The organism is Streptomyces sp. NPDC001980 (assembly GCF_040296885.1).
In the GTDB taxonomy this organism is placed as follows: domain Bacteria; phylum Actinomycetota; class Actinomycetes; order Streptomycetales; family Streptomycetaceae; genus Streptomyces.
Genome location: NZ_JBEOYD010000010.1, coordinates 169,218 through 187,386 on the forward strand (window position 1 = coordinate 169,218; position 18,169 = coordinate 187,386).

Annotated in this window: 11 protein-coding genes; 4 read left to right on the forward strand and 7 right to left on the reverse strand. The window is 67.1% G+C overall.

What is annotated here, in order from left to right:
• A complete protein-coding gene (pglW, locus tag ABT137_RS17925; protein ID WP_351709597.1) occupies nt 1-4,443 on the reverse strand; it encodes a BREX system serine/threonine kinase PglW in 4,443 nt (1,480 codons plus the stop codon).
• A gap of 297 nt (nt 4,444-4,740) precedes the next feature.
• Here pglW and ABT137_RS17930 point away from each other — a divergent pair, with 297 nt between their 5' ends.
• Nucleotides 4,741-5,706, forward strand: a complete 966-nt coding sequence (locus ABT137_RS17930) for a hypothetical protein (protein WP_334580650.1) — start codon at nt 4,741-4,743, stop codon at nt 5,704-5,706.
• Between the two features lie 35 nt (nt 5,707-5,741).
• Nucleotides 5,742-6,293: a hypothetical protein gene (locus ABT137_RS17935; protein ID WP_351709599.1), complete on the forward strand. Its 552-nt coding sequence runs from the start codon at nt 5,742-5,744 to the stop codon at nt 6,291-6,293.
• Nucleotides 6,294-6,372: 79 nt separating this feature from the next.
• On the opposite strand, the gene ABT137_RS17940 is transcribed toward ABT137_RS17935, so the two are convergent.
• The 4 genes from ABT137_RS17940 to ABT137_RS17955 are packed head-to-tail and all read right to left on the reverse strand — an operon-like array spanning nt 6,373 to nt 11,343.
• Nucleotides 6,373-7,656, reverse strand: a complete 1,284-nt coding sequence (locus ABT137_RS17940) for a hypothetical protein (RefSeq protein WP_240634507.1) — start codon at nt 7,654-7,656, stop codon at nt 6,373-6,375.
• Nucleotides 7,653-7,886, reverse strand: a complete 234-nt coding sequence (locus ABT137_RS17945) for a hypothetical protein (protein ID WP_351709602.1) — start codon at nt 7,884-7,886, stop codon at nt 7,653-7,655. Before ABT137_RS17945 ends, ABT137_RS17940 begins: the two co-directional genes overlap by 4 nt.
• A 29-nt stretch (nt 7,887-7,915) precedes the next feature.
• On the reverse strand, nt 7,916-10,570 hold the full coding sequence (locus tag ABT137_RS17950; protein WP_351709605.1) for an SUMF1/EgtB/PvdO family nonheme iron enzyme: 2,655 nt from the start codon (nt 10,568-10,570) through the stop codon (nt 7,916-7,918).
• Nucleotides 10,567-11,343, reverse strand: a complete 777-nt coding sequence (locus ABT137_RS17955; protein WP_351709608.1) for a class I SAM-dependent methyltransferase — start codon at nt 11,341-11,343, stop codon at nt 10,567-10,569. The genes ABT137_RS17950 and ABT137_RS17955 overlap by 4 nt, the downstream gene beginning before the upstream one ends.
• A 308-nt stretch (nt 11,344-11,651) precedes the next feature.
• Here ABT137_RS17955 and ABT137_RS17960 point away from each other — a divergent pair, with 308 nt between their 5' ends.
• On the forward strand, nt 11,652-12,038 hold the full coding sequence (locus tag ABT137_RS17960) for a hypothetical protein (protein ID WP_351709611.1): 387 nt from the start codon (nt 11,652-11,654) through the stop codon (nt 12,036-12,038).
• Between the two features lie 25 nt (nt 12,039-12,063).
• Here ABT137_RS17960 and ABT137_RS17965 read toward each other — a convergent pair whose 3' ends face one another.
• Together ABT137_RS17965 and ABT137_RS17970 are read right to left on the reverse strand one after the other, a co-directional pair.
• On the reverse strand, nt 12,064-12,768 hold the full coding sequence (locus ABT137_RS17965; protein WP_351709614.1) for a restriction endonuclease: 705 nt from the start codon (nt 12,766-12,768) through the stop codon (nt 12,064-12,066).
• A 312-nt stretch (nt 12,769-13,080) separates the two neighbouring features.
• Nucleotides 13,081-13,698, reverse strand: coding sequence for an NYN domain-containing protein (locus ABT137_RS17970; RefSeq protein WP_351709617.1), 618 nt, complete (start codon nt 13,696-13,698; stop codon nt 13,081-13,083).
• Between the two features lie 171 nt (nt 13,699-13,869).
• Here ABT137_RS17970 and ABT137_RS17975 point away from each other — a divergent pair, with 171 nt between their 5' ends.
• Complete coding sequence (locus ABT137_RS17975; protein WP_351709620.1) at nt 13,870-17,904, forward strand: helix-turn-helix domain-containing protein; 4,035 nt, start codon at nt 13,870-13,872, stop codon at nt 17,902-17,904.
• Nucleotides 17,905-18,169: the final 265 nt, after the last annotated feature.

The following is an 18,169-nucleotide window of genomic DNA, read 5'->3' on the forward strand; positions in this document are numbered from 1 at the left end:
TCATCTCTCACCGGCAGCGGCCGGCACGGCGGCCAGTTCTCTCAGGAAGTCCCCGCTCAGGACCACACGCTCGGCGTCGCCGCCGGTCACTTCCACCGTGTGGCCGTCCAGTTCCGGGATTCCGCGGGGGTTGTGCGAGGGGACGAGCAGCCAGAGTCCGTGCGGCTGCCGGCCCGGCCTGCGTGCCTCCCGCTGCAGGTCGACGAGGAGCTGGTGCCCGCCAGCTTCGTAGTAGTGGGAGAGCAGTCCGGCGGTGTGGACGAACAGCACCGCTTCCGGATCCTGGGTCGTGATCCGGTCAAGGCGTGTCCTGACCCGCGGCCATACGCGGGCCACGAAGGACCGCAGGCCGTTGGGCAGTTGGCCGCTTCTGGTGTAGCGGGTGTCCGCGGCCAGTACCTTCGGCCAGTCCGTGCCGTGCTCCGAGGCGAGCGCGCGGAACTCCTCGATGAAGAGCTCCGCGAGGTTCACCTGATGTACGGGAAAGTGTTCCGCCACCGCGTTCGCCGCGCCCGGCAGGCGCTTGACGGCCACGTTGAGGGCGAGGAAGCCACCCTCTTGTACGGCTGTGCCGAGCTTGGCCGCCAGCAGGGCGGACGGGTCGCGGCCGGCTGCCGCGCGTGCCTCTTGTACGGTCATCGACGCCAGCACGCTGCTCGTCGTCGACGCGGACGACGACGTTCCGCCCGAGAGGGCCGCCCCGGCCGGCGCGGGCGGGCGGAACCGGCTGTCCGTCGTGTCGTACTTCAGCGGAAAGCCGGCTTCCGCGAGCGCGTCCTCGACCTCGACGTAAGTGGGCCGCCCCAGCTCCATCTCGGGGAAGCGGGACCGCAGCCGCGCCAGCAGGCCGTCCGTGCTGATGCCGACCTCGCGGCGCACTCCCGCTGCTGCCTGTGAGATCTTCAGCGCCCGCGCCATGCTGAGGGACCGGGGGTACAGCTCCAGCCGAGGGGACGCGGCGGCGTTCGACGACGTGGCCGCAGCCAGGGTCACCAGCCGGGTGTCCGGCAACGGGTCCGTGCCTTCCGGAGGGGAGACCGCCCGCAGAAGACGCAGGACCGCCGTAGGATCGGGCAGGGCGTCGGCGGCCGCGAGTGTGTCCGCCTTGTCCCCCAGCTCCATGGCATACGCGGACAGCTCGTCGTCGGTCGGGTCGTCGGAGCCGTCCGTAGACGTCATGGCGACCAGCAGCCGCCCACGGCGCCGGACCTGGGTGAAGCGGGGCTCGTAGTTCTCGTCCTGCTGGTCCTTGAGCACGTTCTCAGCGGTCAGGGCAGCTCGTTCGACCGCGAGGGCCGCGATCAGCGCCTCGCTTGCCGTGTCGGCCTCCCCACCGTGCCGTACTAGCAGTTCACGGGCGAGTTCCTGGGCCGTCATGATGCGCCCGGCGGCCTGCAGAATGTCGGCCAGTTCCTCACGCAGCTGCGTCAGCCACGACTGCCCGGCCCAGTGCTCCGCCGCCGCAGTGAGGTGCTTGGAGACGGTGAATTCGGAGATCCCGAGTGCTGTTGCCACCTCTCGGTTGGTCGGCCAGGAGCCAGGCGCGCTCGTACCGTCCAGCCCGAGCCAGGCGGCGACGACCTGGGGGCGCTTGTTGTCCCGGCGACCGGGCGGGACCGGGTTGAGCAGGGCGGCGAGCCGGTTGACGCTCTGCCGGGCGTCAGGCTCCGCGCTGAGCTGATCGTCGGCAGCGCCCGTAGCCACGGACTTGGGGGACGGAGCCCCGGGGTCTCGCTTCCGGGACTTCTTCGGGCGCAGCGCATCGGTCCACTGGCGGTGCCGCCGGGTGAGTTCCTTGCGGACGGCCGGGCCGATCCCGCGCTGCCGGAATCGGGTCAGGGGGAGGTCCAGCAGTTGCTCGACAGTGTCCGCACCAAGTTCTCCGGCCGCGTCCGCTGCCCGTTCGGTGAGCCCGGCCTGCGTCAGCGACGTGTCGAGCCCGGCTTTGGCAGCGTGCAGGTCGCGGATCTCGTCCTGCGACAGGCCTTGCGTGCCCGTGAGCCCGGCCACGCCCTTCGCCGGTGGGGCCGGGGTCCGATCGGCCTCGATGAAGATCCTTCGCCAGGCGTCCCGCATCTGCCGCAGCGACTCGAAGCGCTGGTCGGTATCGCGGTGCAGGGCCTGCTTGAAGAAGTCCTCCAGCCCCGGTCCGAGCCGCTGCTGGAAGGCCTCGATGGCGAGGACAGGCGTCTCGTCCGTCATGCCGGTGAGCGGATCGCGGGAGCCGTCGCCCCATACCGGACGTTCGCCGGAGGCCATCTCGTGGAGAACGACCGCGGTGGCGTACCGCTCGGCGTGCTCGTCGTAGATGGGGCGACGTGCCGAACCGAGGAAGGGATCGAGGTAGCCCCGCGTACCCGCCTTGATGTCCCGGTCGGGGACCCCAGCGAGGGAGAAGTCGAAGAGCATCAGCTGCTCCTCGCCGTCCTCCCGGAGCGTGATGCCGAGGTTGTCGGGCTTCAGGTCACGGTGGAGCATCCCCTTGGCCGCGAGGTCGTCCAACGCCGTGAACAGGTCGTTGCTGAAGGACTCCAGCTTGGAATAGAGCAGCCGGCCCTCGCTGCGCAGCCGCTCCCCCAGCGTCTCGGCACCGGCGTACTCAAGGGTGAGGACGCGGCGTCCGCCGATGGTCCGTGGGCCGTTGCCGTACAGCTTGACGATGCGGCTGCTGCTCACCTGCTCCAACGCGCGGGCCTCGGACTCGAGCCGCTCGTTCTTGTCCGCGTCTAGGGCGACCTTGAGGACACGTCTGTCCTCCGTCACGCGGCCATGGTCGTCCTCGGTGACCCGGGTCACGTACAGCGCACGGGCAGTGGCGCCCGAGCCGAGCACCCGCTCCACACTCCAGTCGCCGTCGACGGTCTGGCCGGGAGTGGCGGTGAGGGGGTCGGCCTCGACGGCGACGGCCTGAGCGGCGGTGGCCTGCTCCGCCTCGTCCAGCTGGTCCAGGAACGCCTCGGCGGACTCCAGCCGGTCGTCGACGCTGCGGCGTGTGGCGGCGTACACCAGCTCTTCGAGACCGGGGTCGACGGCGTCGTCGACCGCGTACATGTGCAGTCCGCCCTCCGCGGTCAGCCTCTCCTTGAGGGCCGTACGCGTCAGCGCGGGCGGTGTGCCCGTGAGGATGTGGTAGGCGACGGCCCCGAGGCCGAAGACGTCCAGCTGACCCGGCTCAGGGTGGTCGGCGTCCGTCTCCGGCGCCAGGTAGCACAGCGCCGCGTCCTCGACATGCTGCTGAGTGAGCGAGCTGTTGCCGACGGAGGCGTGCGAGGTGGTGGAGTCGAAATGACGGGCTGAAGCCTGCCAGTCGATAATCCGCAGCGTCGGGTGCGCGCCGTTGTCCTTCGCGCTGACATACACCGAGCGGGCCGCGAGGGCGCGATGGTAGAGCGAGCGGCGGTGGGCGTAGCGCACGGCCTCGGCCAGCTGGCGCACAAGGTCGCGGCGCACAGTTTCGGTCAGCTTCTCGCCATGCACGGCGAGGTACTGATCCAGACGGAGATCGCTCACCCGGTGCCGGAAGAGGATCGCCGGACCGCCCTGGTGCTGGCGGAAGTCGACGGCCTGCGCGATGCCACGGTGATTGATGCCCTGGAGCACCTTGAACTCGCGCTCGGCGGCGCGCGTGGTCGAGCGTCGCCTCTCATCGGTCGCCTGCTGCTCGACGAGATAGATGCGGACCCGGCCCTCCTGGCGCAACGGATCCTGACGCTCGGCAATCCGGTCCTCCCACGTGGGGCCGGCATCCAGCGGGCGCGGATCCAGACGCCAGTCGCCGAAGTCAAGGTGCGCCGTGGAAGCCCGCACCCCGATCTTCTGCATCAGCTTCGGGAGGTATCTGGTGAAATCCTCACGAACACGCCAATTTTCACGCTCCGGGGGCTGACTGAGCAGATCCCCCCAGATCGCGGGAAGGCCTGTCTCGTATCCGTCACGTCCGTAGACCCGTGTGCGCTGCACCATGTCGAGCTCGCTGCGCAGCTGCGAATCGGACAGGAAGACCACCGGCTCTATACGGGGAACACGGAGCTCACGGCCTTCCGGTCGCAGATCGTTCAGTGCCCACTGGAGCCGGTACCTGAGCTCCTTGGACTTCAGGTCCGTGAGATGCAGCGGGTTCCTGATGGTACGGATCCGGCCATCCGGAGCGTGGAAAGACCAGGTGTCGCCGTTGTTGATCACCCGCCCCGGGTGCCCCTTGAGCTCGACGAGATACAGGCCACGCGGCACGGCGATGAAGAGGTCGCACTCGTTTATGCGGCCCGAAGCCGCGGTGAAGGAGAACGTCGCCCACGCGTAGTGCGGAGCGGTGGCGGGCATCAGCCGACGAATGTGGTCGAGGGCGGTCTGCTCCCAGAGGTACGGCGACTGCCGGGTCTGGTACCAGCGCTTCACCTTGGGTGGACCTGGCTTGGGGATCGCCGAGCCACCTGTTGCCGCCACCGTGTTCACCGCACCTTTCCACCGCCGCGGATCCGCTCATCGTCCGGATCCGTGTCGGCTGATGGTATGAGGCGAATCGTGGCTTCCAGAAATCGTCGTAGTCGATCCGGACCCGGCAATCCTGCCAGGCGGAGCGCGACGGCGCAGCGGTCGGGGCGAACATCGGAAAGATGGGGCCCGCGACGGTATGGCGCGTGACACTGTCGGATCAAGCCATTGCCCAGAGCATGTGCAGCGCCTCACAGGAACGCACAGTTACGATCACAAAGACGATGAGCGGAACGGCAGGGGGCGGACATGGCTGGGACGGTGCGGAAACGCACGGTGTTCTTCTTCGAGATCGTCGAGGCGAAGAACGGTCAGCCGCGTATGGAACCCCAGCCGTGGCGGTCGTTCCTGGACGGAATAGCAACCGCGCAGCCACACGAGCGTGTTGTGCAGAGCGGAGACGACAGACTGGTCGGAGTCGTAGATCCGGCCAACCCCGCCGATCATCTCCAGCTCGCTAAGATCACCGGTGAGGTGCCCCACCAGCTGGACCACAGCAACGGCACCATCGAGGCACTGCAGGTCGCCGTCGGCAAGGACGTCGTTCATGTTACGACGATCTGCTTTCTGGAATTCGGCAACATCATCGGCACCCTGCACGGCGGCTTCTCTGCACCCCGCGTCAGCGCCATCACCAAGTGGCTGAACGGTGTCGGCCTGCCGTGTGGCGAAGTTGCGCTCAAGCCGGTCATCCACGCGCGGGCACGCGAGAAGCTAAACCGTATCGAGGCGGTGTCGGAGTTCACCGTCAGGCTGGAAGGCGCCCCGGCGGACACCATCAGCGCGCTGCGGGCGAGCAGCGAGGTCGGGGACTCCCTGCAGCGGGTCGGTAGGCGTCATCCCGACACCGACATCACTCTCACCATGAAGGTGCCCAGGCGCGGCGGCCGGCTGAGCCGGATCCGCAGAAACCGTGCCCTGACCGAGCTCCGACGTGACGTCCTGGAGTTCATCCCCGACCTCGACGAGTGGGTCGACGAGTCCGGAGTGGTACGTGACGTCAATGGTCGGGTCGCGATCCGCGACCCCCACCGGCAGTCTCTCCAGTACGAGCCGCTCGATTTCCTGGCCCACCGCATCACGGCCCAGTGTGACGTACCTATCGGCTTCACTGACGGACGCTCGGTGGACCTGGGCTTCGCGGTCAACGCCGTCTTCGACGCCGCTGCCGATCATCGGCAGGAGCTGGAGGACGCTGTCAGACCGGGCGGCTAACCTGAGCAGCAGTTCAGGGGAGGCTGGGGGACGTCGTGTATGAGGACACTCTGCTGCGCCGGCTGTGGACCCGCTGGCTGGGGCGGCCAGGCCTGGACTGGCTGATTGTCCTAGTGATCACCGGGACGCATCTGGGCGCCGTGTTGATCAGCGGTGGTGGGGATGTACTCGCCTGGCCGGGACGCGAACAACGGATCACTGTCTACACCGGGATCGCCACGGTCGCAGCCCTCGTCGGCAGTTTCATCACCGCTGCCATCGCCCAGTACGCCTCCTCCACCGGCGTGCGCATGCAGACATTGCGCGCCCATCCCAGGCAAGGAGCCCAGTTCCGTCGCAACTGGGTCGGCATCCTCGGTGCGACGCTGGTCGTCTCGGGGCTCTGTCTGCTGGCTGCGATCCTGGACACCACAGAGAAAGACCCCGGCGGCGTGCACTGGCTGGCAGAGGCCGCACTTCTTCTGGGGACGGTGCGCGCGATACGACTGGTGTGGTTGTTCGGCCGTGTCATCGCGGCCGCGGACGTGGACCTCGCTGACACGCCGGCGCCATCGCCCCCAGCGCCGGTGAGACGACCTGGATCATAGGGCGAAACGAGAGGCCGCCAACTTCGATCCGGACCCGCAGGCGACCTGCTACTGATGCAGCCGATCACAGTGTCGCGTCCTAAGCCTTGCCCTCCCCACCCCGCAAGGATGATACGACCAGGCGCCCATATCGTGTGGTGAGGGCTCCGGCTGTGGCGGCGACCGACAGGGTGAGCGCGATGAGCAGGTGTGTCACAGCGTGGTCGTCGAGCACTTGCAGGATGCTGAGGGCCGTCCCGAGTGGCAGGCCGAGAATGGTGAGGACGCCCAGGGCCCCGCTGATCTGCTGGCTTTCCTGGGTCTGTACGAGTCTGCTGTAGTCGGCTGCTTCGTCGAGGATTTCGTCAAACCGTGCGGGGAGCCGGTGCTGATTCTGGAAGGCGAGCAGCAGGTCGTTGGCTGCGCCGTGTGCGGTGAGGTGCTGTCGCCAGTAGGTGCTGCGGAAGACGGCGATGTTCCGCTCCAGTGTGGCGACCCGGTGTGCCAGCCGTGAGGAGTTGAAGACCTCGGAGAGTTCGTCGGTGAGTTCGTCGATGTGGTCGCGTTGGAGTGAGCCGAGGAGCAGGGCGTCGAGATAGACGGTGCGGGAGTGCAGCGCGCCGAACTCGAAGAAGTCGCCCGCTCCGGTGTCGGTGCGGTGGCCGAGGAAGGCGGCCCCTTGGCGCAGCACCAGGGCGCTCCAGTCGGCGGAGATCCTTACGGCGTCCTTGAGTTGTTCGTCGGCGGTCTCCGGAGGCAGGGGGAAGTCCTCGGGTGTGGAGCGTGAGGCCAGTTGCCACAGCCAGCGATCCGCGGTAGCGGGCAGTGCCCCTTCCGGGCCGGTGCGGAGGGCGGGGGACTGCTGCGAGGTGGGGGTCATGAAGGCGATCGTGTAAGGCCGGGCGATGGCGAACGGTGCGTCGGGATCTCGGACGTCGGCGATGCCGTCGAGGAGCCCCGCTGGGTCCAACGGCCCGGTGAGGGGCTCGTCGACCAAACTCGATCGCCGCCCGGCCAAGGCCCGCAGTATCGGCAGCAGCGGTCTTTCCACGCTCAAGTGCAGGACGGCGAGGGCGTGTTCCGGGTTGCGAGCGGTGGCCGCGCGCAGAAGTTCCAGGCCCAGCAGGTGCAGGCCGTCCTGCTTGACGTCCAGCGGCAGGTGCCAGCGGCGCGGGCGTCCGGGTGCTCCGTAGAGTGCGCGGGCGGAGGCCGGGGCGAAGTAGGTGGAGCGAGTCTGCGCGTCGGTGCGGCGGTTGCCCAGCTCGAATGGGAAGGGCCCTTCGGGCCAGTTGGGGACACGGAGCAGCCGCACGGGCAGGACGACGGTCAGTTCCTGGCGCGCACCCGTGACATCCTCGAGCAGCGAGGCCTCGTGGGTGGTCACTGGTAGTACTCGGCCGGGTCGGGCTGGTCGAGGCGGATGACGAACTCCGCCCGGTCGGGGCTTTCCGCGCTGACGTGGAAGCGGACGCGTTCGCCTGTGCGGATGGTCCGGAACCCTTCGGTCACGATCTGCCGGTAGTCGAAGCCGTAGTACCGCTCGTCCTCGTCGTCCCGGACGACGTAGGAGCCGAGCGCACCGCTGAGCCCTCCGCCGCTGGGACGCCTGTCCACGATGGTTCCGTGACGCTGACCGCCAGCGCTCATGCCGTCGTCCCTCCTGTCCCGGACGTGTCGATGTCCTGCACGCAGCGGAAGCCGACCGCGTTGCTTCCGCCGCGCTTGCGGTAGATGCCCTTGCTACTGGTCTGCACTGCACGCATCGGGTTGTCGTAGCTGCCGCCGCAGATGACGGCCTCGCCGGGGTCATTCAGGCTGGTGGACGTCCATTCCCAGCAGTTGCCCACCATGTCGAGGACACCGAACGGGGAGCGGTTGCCTGGTCGTTCGTCGGCGGGTGTCGCCCCGGCCCGCCGGACGGCGTCACCAGCGAAATCCCGGTACCAGGCCTGATACGTCACGACGGGCCGCCCGACCCATGTATCGGCGCAGTTGACACGGGTGCTGTCGGGGGTGTCGCCCCACGGGAAGAGACGCCCGTCAGTTCCACGTGCGGCTGCCTCCCACTCGAGGGAGGTCGGCAGGCGCTTGCCCTCAAATGCGGCGAAGGCGTAGGCGCTCCACCAGCTGACACAGGTGGCTGGGTGGGCATCGTAGCGAGGATTTTCGTAGTAGTCGGGACGCCGCAGCCGGTCGGTCCAGGGGCGGTGTGTGACGTCGGCCGGCTGGTCGGGGTGGTCCCACTGCGAGGTGCCGTCCGCGTCAAGGACGTCGAGGAAGCGACGGTAGCGCGCGACGGTCACGGCATGGCGGTCGAAGCGTACGGGGCGCTCGACGCGGTGAATCAGCAGCCGTTCGGCCGGCCCAACCAGATATGCCCCGGCAGGCAGCACGCAGTCGTCGGTCTCCTGGGTGGTGAGTGTTCCGGCGAGGAATGCGCGCACCTGTTCGGTGAGGTAGGCACCGGGGAGAAGGTCGGTTGCCAGGTCCCGGTTCGCCGGCTCGGTCAGGTATCTGGCAGCCAGGAGTTCTTGGTACGCCGTGTGCACGAAGGCGACGTGATCGGGTCCGGCTGGCCGCAGCAACGGTGCGAGGACACAGGCGTCGAGATCGAGGCGTCCGTCCTTGAAGGCGTCGGCCCCCAGCTGCCGGTGGATGTCGAGGAGCGAGAACACGGTGCGGTCGGTGAGGAAGGCATGCCCGAATGCGGTGGGCAGCCGCTGCTCCAGATCGGGCCGCCCGCCCTCGGCCAACGTCCGCGCGATGTGAACGCCGAGGATGTTCGCGAGCGGTTTGCCCGCTGGAAGGCTCAGAGCTGTGGTGAGGCGCTTCTCCAGAGGGGTTGCCTCGGGTTCGGCCAGGCGTACGACGTGGAAGTGCGGTACGCGGGACGGGTCGAGGCCGTTGGCGTACATCTGCTCGACTAGTTGCTCGGAGCGGCCCGCGCCACTGTCCAGCAGCTGACGCACCTGGGGTGAGTCCGCGAGGAAGGACACCCGTGAACTCATGACCACCGCCGATTCGGCGGACAGGACGGCCGCGAGATCGGTGAAGAGGCGTAGGAAACCGGCCGCGCTCGGTTCCTCGACACCTTCGTCGACGGCGTCAAGCACGCACAGCGCGGTCCCGGACCGGATCAGGTAGAGGAAGAGTTCGTAGGCGCGCGAGCGGTCCGCCGTCATGGCCGGCGCGAGGAGGCGGGCGGCGTACTCGGAGAACGGTTCGTCCTTCGGTTTGAGACCGAGATCGAAGTAGAAGCGGAAGCGGCGGATCTCCGAGTCGACGGCTAGCGAGCGCAGGAGCGTACTCTTGCCGCTTCCCGGACGACCGGTGACCAGGACGTTCGCACTGCCGTGCGCCAGGCGGGTCACGAGCTGTGCCGCGTCGCCGGACTGCTCCATAGTCGACTCGCCGGTGCGCGGGTCGATGGTCAGCGCCGCCGCGGCGATCGCGGCCCGTGGCTCCGTCGGGTTGCCGACGGAGTCGAGTGCGGCGAGGTGGGCGTCGAGATTGACGATCGTGTCGACGAAGCCGTCGTACCGCACGATCCGGAAGTCCAGCCCTAGCATCTGATGGAGGGCGCCGGGCTGCGGGCCACCGTCGTCGTCCAGAACGACGAACCGGGTGAGCTTGGGCAGCCTGGTGCGCAGCAACTCCCCGCCGCTGGAGGCAAGGACGGTACTCAGGTCGTCGGCGTCACGGGAGAGCATCAGCTCCACGTACTCCAGCCGCATTCCCGACTCGCGGCAGAACAGCTGGTACACGGTGTCCGGGCTGAGGACGAACCGCTTGGCCTGCCGATATCCGAGGGTGACGTACACCCCGGCGAGAAACTCGCAGCGGCGCGCGACCTCGGGCGCCATGTCGAGCTCACCACCGAGAAGGGCCGCACTGCCGGTGTCGGTGAACCAGACCAGGACGTCCACGAGCCTGCGGACCGCGAGCAGCCCGTCCTCGTCGCTGATGTCGTATCCGTCGTGCGTGGACCGGTTGCGCAGTCGTCGGATGTCGTCGAGGGCATCCAGCACCGTGCTGCTGCGAATGTACGGGCGGCATCGCTTGACCAGGTCGTTCAGGGCCTTCGTCGCAGGGTCGCCCTCGACGCCGTGGTGGCGCCACAACTCCTTGAGTAGCTTCTCGGTCAGTTTCCCGACCAGGGCGACTGCGTTCTCGGGGTAGCCATCGTTGAGGGACCGTAACGGTCGTTCCAGATCGAGGCCCAGTCGATCAGCGATCCGCGAGTGGTCGTCGAGTTCACTCCGCAGGCGCCGCAGCCGTTCGTCGACCACGGCGTTCACGCCGACTCCCCACACCGTCGGCCGAGGACGAACGCGAACCGGTCGGGAAACACCAGCACGGGCTCCGGATGAGCGACTCGCATCTCGTCGATGCCCTTCTCGATCTCACTCTCGCTGAAGGTGGAGAGCAGGGACATGTAACGGGCGCGCACCATACCGAAGTACTTGTCCCGGTCGATGCGCAGCTCATGCTCGACGTGGCTGAGACCGGCTTCCAGCCCGGCCGCCCGCAGATGGCCCTCAATGAGGGCCGGGTCCGGCTGCAACTCCTCGAAACGCGCGAGGGCCGCCTCGAACAGGGGGTACTGGATGCTGGCCGGCAGCATCACCACCAGCAGCCGTCCTCCGGGCGCCAGCCGATCGGCCAGGCCGCGAAGCGTGCGCGCCGGATCGGCCACGTGGTGCACCGACTCTTTCAGCCACATCGCATCGAGCTGCTCGTACGGCAGACGGGTGCTTCCTTCGGCGATGTCCTCGGCGGAAGCAACGATCGGCGTCAGATCCGCCGGGGGCGGCGTGCCGAGCTGCCGGAGCATCGCCTCGGACGGATCGACGCACAGAACGGGATGGCGAGGCCGTAGATGCTTGGCCACTTCCTTGGCGAACAGGCCCGTGCCGGAGCCGATGTCGGCGATCCGGTCCGTGGGATCGAGCCGCAGGGCAGCGGCAATCCGGCCGGACATCCAGGGAACATGATCAGGGCCGTAGATCCAGTGCTCGTCGTACTCGGCCGCCAGCTCCTCGTAGTGTCCTCGCACGTCGCGCCGCTCCACGATCCCCCTCGTGTCCTCGCGTGTCGCCGGTTGTACTGGACAGGTAGGTTATCGCGGGTGCTTGGGCGACAACAGTGTGTAATTCGACGACTGTTGGAGCTGGCAGACCGGTCGTGGGCGCACGCGTAGTCGTAGACGGCAAGCTGGGGACGTGATGGCGATGGTCGTCGAAATCCCGGAGGTGAGCGCGACGTCATGGTCTTCTCCCTCGTCGCTGGTGAAGGAATGCACGACAGCGCGATCGGCTGGGTCCACTGCCAGCTCAACCTCTGGAACGTCGCCATCACCCGCGCCCGCAGCACCTCATCGTGGTCGGCGACATGAACCTGTGGCGCAAGTGGGGCGGTGTCGCCACCGAACTCCTGACCGCCGCCACCACGACCGGGCCTCGCATCGAAGAGCATGCGGCAGACGACCTGCTGCAGCGCCTCTACCAGGTCATGTCCACACAGCCGGGAACAACAGCAGCACTCGGCGAGAGCGTCCACGGCCACCCCGTCGACGTCCTGGTACGAACCCAGGATGCTGCCCGTCCACAGGCCGTGCTGCTCGACCGCGGGCTGGACGAAGGCGCTGACGAAGCTCGCCACCTGCGCCTGATGCTCCATCGTCGTCAGCTCGTGGGCTGCACCGAAGAAGGCGGTCAGGCCCTGCGGTATCCGGCGTGGCGACTGTACGACACGAGCACCCGCTGACCGGTGAACGGCTCTTGGACGCCGGTCACTTCCCGTAGGCCTGCTTCCAACGCGCCCGGTGACGGGAGTCCCCCTGGCCGCGACCGTTCACACGGCTCAGCGCCAGAAGGGACGCTCCGTTGTTCCACAAGCCGAGGTGATCGCGGTGCACAGCGAGAATGCCGTGCTCCACGGCAAACCTCTCGGAAGGACGGCTGAACCTGGTGGTCGTCACAAACACCGCCACGTCGGCTTGGAAGTGGACCTTGGCACCCAGCAGATCACGTAGCTCACGGCTGGCGATGGTGCTGCTGGGCGCGTACCGCTTGCACTGGATCACGAACGTCCGACCATCCGGCAGACGACCGACGACGTCGGCACCGTTGTCGTGCGAACCGCCCACCCGCCGGACCTCCGTACACCCGTCCCTACGGCACAAGTCGGCGACCAGCTCCTCGAACTCGGTGCCCGTCATCGCATCCACCTCGGCCAGGGTCCGCCGACCGGCCTTCACCGCCTCGTCCTGGCGCCAACGGCGGTCCCGAGCACGCGCCCTCCGGTCGGTGCGCCACAGCCACCAGCCCACGGCTCCGATTCCGCCGAGGACTACACTCCCAACGACGTACGACCACACCTCCGACCAGAACACCATCATCACGATGAGCAGGCCGCCTCCGCCGAGCACGATCGGCTTTGCTCCTGTGGCCCGCCCGCGACGACGAGCCGGATTCCGTCCACGTTGAACAGCCATCTCACTCTCCCCCGAACCTTCCTGAAGCGAGAGTCTCGGCAACGCAGGACAGTCCCGGAAGAGCGCAAGTCAGTCATGACCGATTCCGCTCAGCCGGATCGAGCAGCCGATGCGACCATGTGCTGATGCAGCAGCGTGGCTGTCAGTGCGCTACTCGTAGAGCGGGGAGAAGCTGATGCTGCCGTATGCCGGGACGGGTCCCGTGACACTGAAGCCGGAGCGGGTGTCGACGAGACGGGCCGGCCCCTGTGGGACATAGGACTGGTTCGCCGGCCCAGCCGACGAGAGTTGGCAGACGCCACCCTGGGTGCCCTACTGCCAATAGGCAGGGCGCAAGTACTTGGCCCCCGTGACAGAGTCTGTTACGACGGGAGGCAGCTGGGACTGTCGCAGCTTCGTCTCGCTGATCGTGAAGGCGGACGGCAGCAGCGCCCTCAGCTCGCCTGAGCGCCGGTGCGGCGGAAAGGCTGGGACGATGGTCAACTGCGGATTCACCCTACGAGCCGACCGAACAGCCGGGCACAGGTCACTGTCTGCGCTGACGACGAGCACCGTGTCGACCGTGGGCAATGCCGCGATCTCCATAAGGGCGACGGCGATGTTGACGTCCGTCTCCTTCTCCTCGTAGCTGATCCAGTACGTACCACAGGCATGGCAGTGCATGCGCTTGCGCTGGTATCGGCCCTCCACGACGGTCAGCACTCCGGGGTTGTGGGCCTTGAGCGCTTCCAGATAGGTCTGCTGGCGACCGGCCGCCGCGGCATCGTCCAGCACGGGAGCGGTGAAGTAGCGGACGTCGACAATCTGGTCCCGTCGCCGCAGACGCGAGGCCAGCGCAACGTGGTCCAGCCACAGATGGCGACGCCCGCGCTGCTTCTTCATACCGTGGTACAGGTTGAAGCCGTCGACAAGGACAGCCGTCCTCCCCATGCGCGCTCCCTCGCGTCAGCCATGCCACGCTGGAGAGGGCTTGTGCTAACATGCAGCCATACCCCCCCGAGAGCGCAAGCACTCGGGTTGACGGCCCCGCAAGGGGCCGTTTTTGTTGCGCCACCCACAGTAGCAGAAGAATCATACGCAGAGACTGCGTATGATTCCTTCATGGGTGACATTTCGGCTGGCGAGATCCGAGCCGCACGCGAGGCACGAGGTTGGGACCAGGCAGAACTGGCCCGTCGGCTCGGCATCGGGCAGCAGACGGTGAGCCGCTGGGAACGCGGACAGACCGCACCAAGAGGAGAGCGACTCCAGCTTCTGCGCGCGACGCTCGGCATCGACGGTGCCGCCACCCCTCCGCGCCGTCCACTTCTGGAGGAGCTGCCCTTCAACCGCCTCGACGCCTACCAGTTCGAGGCCTTCTGCGACGCTCTCGCCTCGCGGGTGTATCCGGACGCCCGGGAGGTCCTGCGGTTCGGGGTCAGCGGAGACAAACAGCACGGCATCGACATCCGCGTCGTCACGGCCAGTGGGGAACGCATCGGCATCCAGTGCAAGAAGTACGAGAAGTTCCAGCCCGCCTCGTTCACGAAGGCCGTGGCAGAGCTGGACCGTGCTCAAGCCCGGGTCGACCGCTGCGTCCTCTTTCTTTCCACTCACGCGACCGCTGCCGTAGTGAAAGCCTGCGACGAGCTGGAAGAGTGGGCGATCTGGGACTCCCGTGTCCTCTCCCGTGAGGTCAGCAAGCTCCCCTGTGACCAGGCACTGACCCTGATTGACCGCTTCTTTCCGGACATGCGGGAGGAGTTCTTGGGGGTACGGAACTCCAGCGTCTGGCAGACCGCGGACGAGGCGTTCCCGAGCTCCCTGCCCAGCCCGGTCTACTCCCACGAGTTCCAGCTCGTCGGCCGGACCAACCTTCTGGAGGCCATGACCGCGTTCGCTGCCAGCAGCGAGGGCTCGCGGATCGGCGTCCTGACCGGTGTCGCGGGACAGGGCAAGAGCCGTCTGCTGTGCCAGCTGGCACGTGAATACGCTGCCGGCCACGGAGGGAGCATCCGCGTTCTGCAGCCCGGCCCGTTCACTCCGGAGGAGTTCGACCATCTCCCGATGAGCGATCGACTGCTCGTGCTGATCGAGGACGCGCACGAGCGAGTGCACGACCTCGCCCTGGTGGTGACCGGAGTACTCCGCGCGAGGCCCGGCGCCCGCTTGGTGATTGCGACCCGACCATACGGCAGGCATGTGGTCCAGCAGGCTCTTCGCGCTGCGAAAGTGGATGAAAGCGAGATTCCGCGATGGGAGCTGTCGGCGCTGGGCAGTGACGAGGCACTCGTGCTCGCCTCCGAGATCCTCGGAGAGGGGCAAGAACACGCCGCTCGCGTCGTGGCGCACGTGGCCGCTGACTCGCCGTTGTTGCTCGTGAATGCCGCGAGTGCCCTACGGCGAGGGAGGCTGGACATCCATGCCTTGCAAAGCAGTACCGACGTGCACCGGCTGCTCCTGGACGTGTTCGTCCAGTCCGCCCTCTCACAGTCGCAGCAGCCCGAAGACGACCGGGCGCTACTGCATGCCCTGGCAGCCCTGCAGCCCGTCGCGACGGACGTGCCGCAATTCCAGAACGCCCTGTCGAGCATCTTGCAGATGCCGTTCTCCAGGATCAGCCCTCGGCTCCTGCACCTGGAGGGCACAGGCATCGTCGTGCGGCGCGGCGCCTCGATCCGGATTTCCCCCGACCTGCTCGGCGATGTCCTTCTCGCCGAGGCGGCCCTGAATCCGCACGATGGCTCTCCCAATGAGTACCTCAGGGAGCTCCGTGAATCCGCCGACGGTGACGCGCTGGCGAATGCCCTCCTCAACGCCGGCCGTGTCGACTGGCAGTGGAACGGTATGGGCTCCCACCGTGGGGGTGTACTCGATCCCTTGTGGGCCGTCTTGAGTGACGAGTTCAAACAAGGCGGTGCGTACACCCGTACGGCGCTTCTGCGTCTCCTGTTGCGAATCGCACCCTTCCAGCCTCAGCGCGTTCTCGCCTTGACGCGATGGGCTCTGGACAACCCGACGGACCAGGACGACCGGCCGAGCAGCATCGATTGGATGCCCGGCAAATACAGTCAGGCCGATGTCTTGCGCGAAGTACCGCGTGTGCTGGAGGCAGTGGCCGTCGACCTGGACCAGCTGCGCGGCGTGTACGACCTCCTGTGGTCCTTGGGCCGGGACGACGAACGGCCGCTCAATCAGAACCCCGACGCCCCCCTGCGTGTTCTCCTCGACCTGGCCTCGTACGGCCCGGGCAAGCCGGTGGAGTATCAGGAGATCTTGCTCGACGCGGTGTCGGACTGGATGGACGAGGCCGCACCGAACCCCGCGAACCGTATGCCCCTCGCGCTGCTCGATCCGTTGTTCTCCAGCACGGCGGAGGGGCGAAGGATGGAAGGCTGGACTCTCACACTCAGCCGGTATCCGGTCCGAGTGGAGGTAGTCGCGCCGGTCAGGCAGCGTGCGGCAACAACCCTCCTCGACCAGTACACGTCCGGGCATGAGCGGCGGGCAGCCGTGGCCGCCGCGTCTTTGGAAGAAGTCCTTCGCGATCAGCGCGAGGAATTCGAGCCGTACAACATCGAGTTGCTCCGTGAACTGGCCACCAGGGTTGCCGCGACGCAGCCGGGTCCTGTGGTGTCGCTCGCGACCCGGCGCTCGCTGAGCTGGGCCGTCAAGCACGGTTCCGCTCCGACGCGTGAGGCGGCGCAGACAGTGGTCGACGCATTGCCGGACAACACCGAAGACCGTCTGGCACTCCTGCTTCACACAAGTCCCTACGACGAATCTCTGGTGCCCGGCTCTGAAGACACTGAATCCCTGGAAGACGTTCAAAGTCACTGGGCGGCGCTGCGCCACCAGACGGTCGGTGAGTTGCGGAGGCAGCCTGCCGGCCAGGCAGCTGACCTACTCGTATCGCTGATCGAAGCGGGCCACCGGGTGCTGGCCAGTCACTCAGAGGGAGCCCACGTGGTAGTCACGGAAGCGCTACAAGGATTCCCTGACCTTGTCCCGGCTCTTCTCGACCGGCTCGCCCGCGCGGAGGAGGGAGCTGCCTGTGTCATGCTGCCCTCGGTGCTGCACGCATCATTCGAACAGGACGTGCCCCGCACTATGGCGACATGCCGTGGGCTCGTTGCCGACGGGAGGACTGTCGGAGTCCGGGCAGTCGCCGAGGCTCTCCAGCAGTACATCCCAGAACCATCGGTGCGGGAGGCCGGTGCACTCGCACTCGCGCGCGCCCTGGCCGACCATCCCGACCCCACAGTGCGCGCGGGAGTCCTCGGTATGGCCGTGTCGATGCTGCCCACCTCGAAGGACACGGCTCTGGAATTGCTCACCTCTGTGCCATTCGGTGAGACGGGGGCAGTGCCTTATCGCCTCTGGTGGGCCTTCACGATGGATCGCCTCCTGTCCTGGGACCAAATCACGGACAGCCAGCGCAGCTTCTTCCTGTCCCAGTTGACCGCTCTTCCCACACTGAATGATCACACGGTGCAGCAGTTCGTGGCTCATCTCGCCGAGGCCGACCCGGAAGCAACAGTCGGGCTCCTGCGCGGACGGATCGAGCGCTGGGAGCAGGACCCCGCAAAGAAGCGCTTCGACCCCCTGCCCTATCAGTGGAGTGTTCCGCTCCCCTTCTCTGGCAGTCCTGCACGGCTTGACCTGATGCGATCGGTGCTGAACTGGCTGGCACAACCCCGCGAAAACCCATGGCGCCGTGAACTGCACGCGCCGGAGCTCTTCTGGACTGTCGCCGGCCCGGCCGATGATCTGGCCCTCAGTCTCCTCCTCGAGCCTTACCAGGAAGGGAATAGCGATCTGGCGCACGCCGCCGCCCCACTTCTGAGCAAGTTGCCCAAGTACATCGTCTGGGAACACGTCGACTACGTGACCGTACTGCTGCAGACAGCGTCCCGGCTGTCGGAAGATCTCTTCCGCCGTACCGCGGGAAACCTGCACGCCGCAGTCGTCTCCGGCTTCCGGTCCGGCACACCGGGCCAGCCCTACCCGGAAGACCTCGACATCCGCGAACGCGCCCAGCGCATCCGTGCCAGCCTGCCACGAGGTTCTGCCGTCGACCTCTTCTACAAGGCACTCGTGGACAGTGCGCAGCACAACGTCGACCGCGCGATCGCCGACGACTTCAGCGACCGCTAATCGCTCCGTCAGCCAGCCCCTACATTAGGAACGGAGGGGATAAATCGCTCGCGGAAGCTTGCACGCAAGATCCGCATGCAATCCAAGCAAGGTCAGCAAGGCCCGAGAATGCGGTGCCGAACGCCTGGCGGTAACCGCCTCCACCGCCAGAGGTGGATGAACGCAAGTGTCCCAGGCCTGATAGAACTCGGCATACCAGGATAGCGCCTGCACCTGTTCGTAAACGCAGATAGTCGGATGCTCCTCACCGGAAGCGCGGTATAAT

Excerpts from the sequence above, each read along its gene's own strand:
- ABT137_RS17965 (WP_351709614.1), bottom strand. The coding sequence starts at position 12,768 with ATGGCTGTTCAACGTGGACGGAATCCGGCTCGTCGTCGCGGGCGGGCC.
- ABT137_RS17970 (WP_351709617.1), bottom strand. The coding sequence starts at position 13,698 with ATGGGGAGGACGGCTGTCCTTGTCGACGGCTTCAACCTGTACCACGGT.
- ABT137_RS17975 (WP_351709620.1), top strand. The coding sequence starts at position 13,870 with ATGGGTGACATTTCGGCTGGCGAGATCCGAGCCGCACGCGAGGCACGA.
- ABT137_RS17930 (WP_334580650.1), top strand. The coding sequence starts at position 4,741 with ATGGCTGGGACGGTGCGGAAACGCACGGTGTTCTTCTTCGAGATCGTC.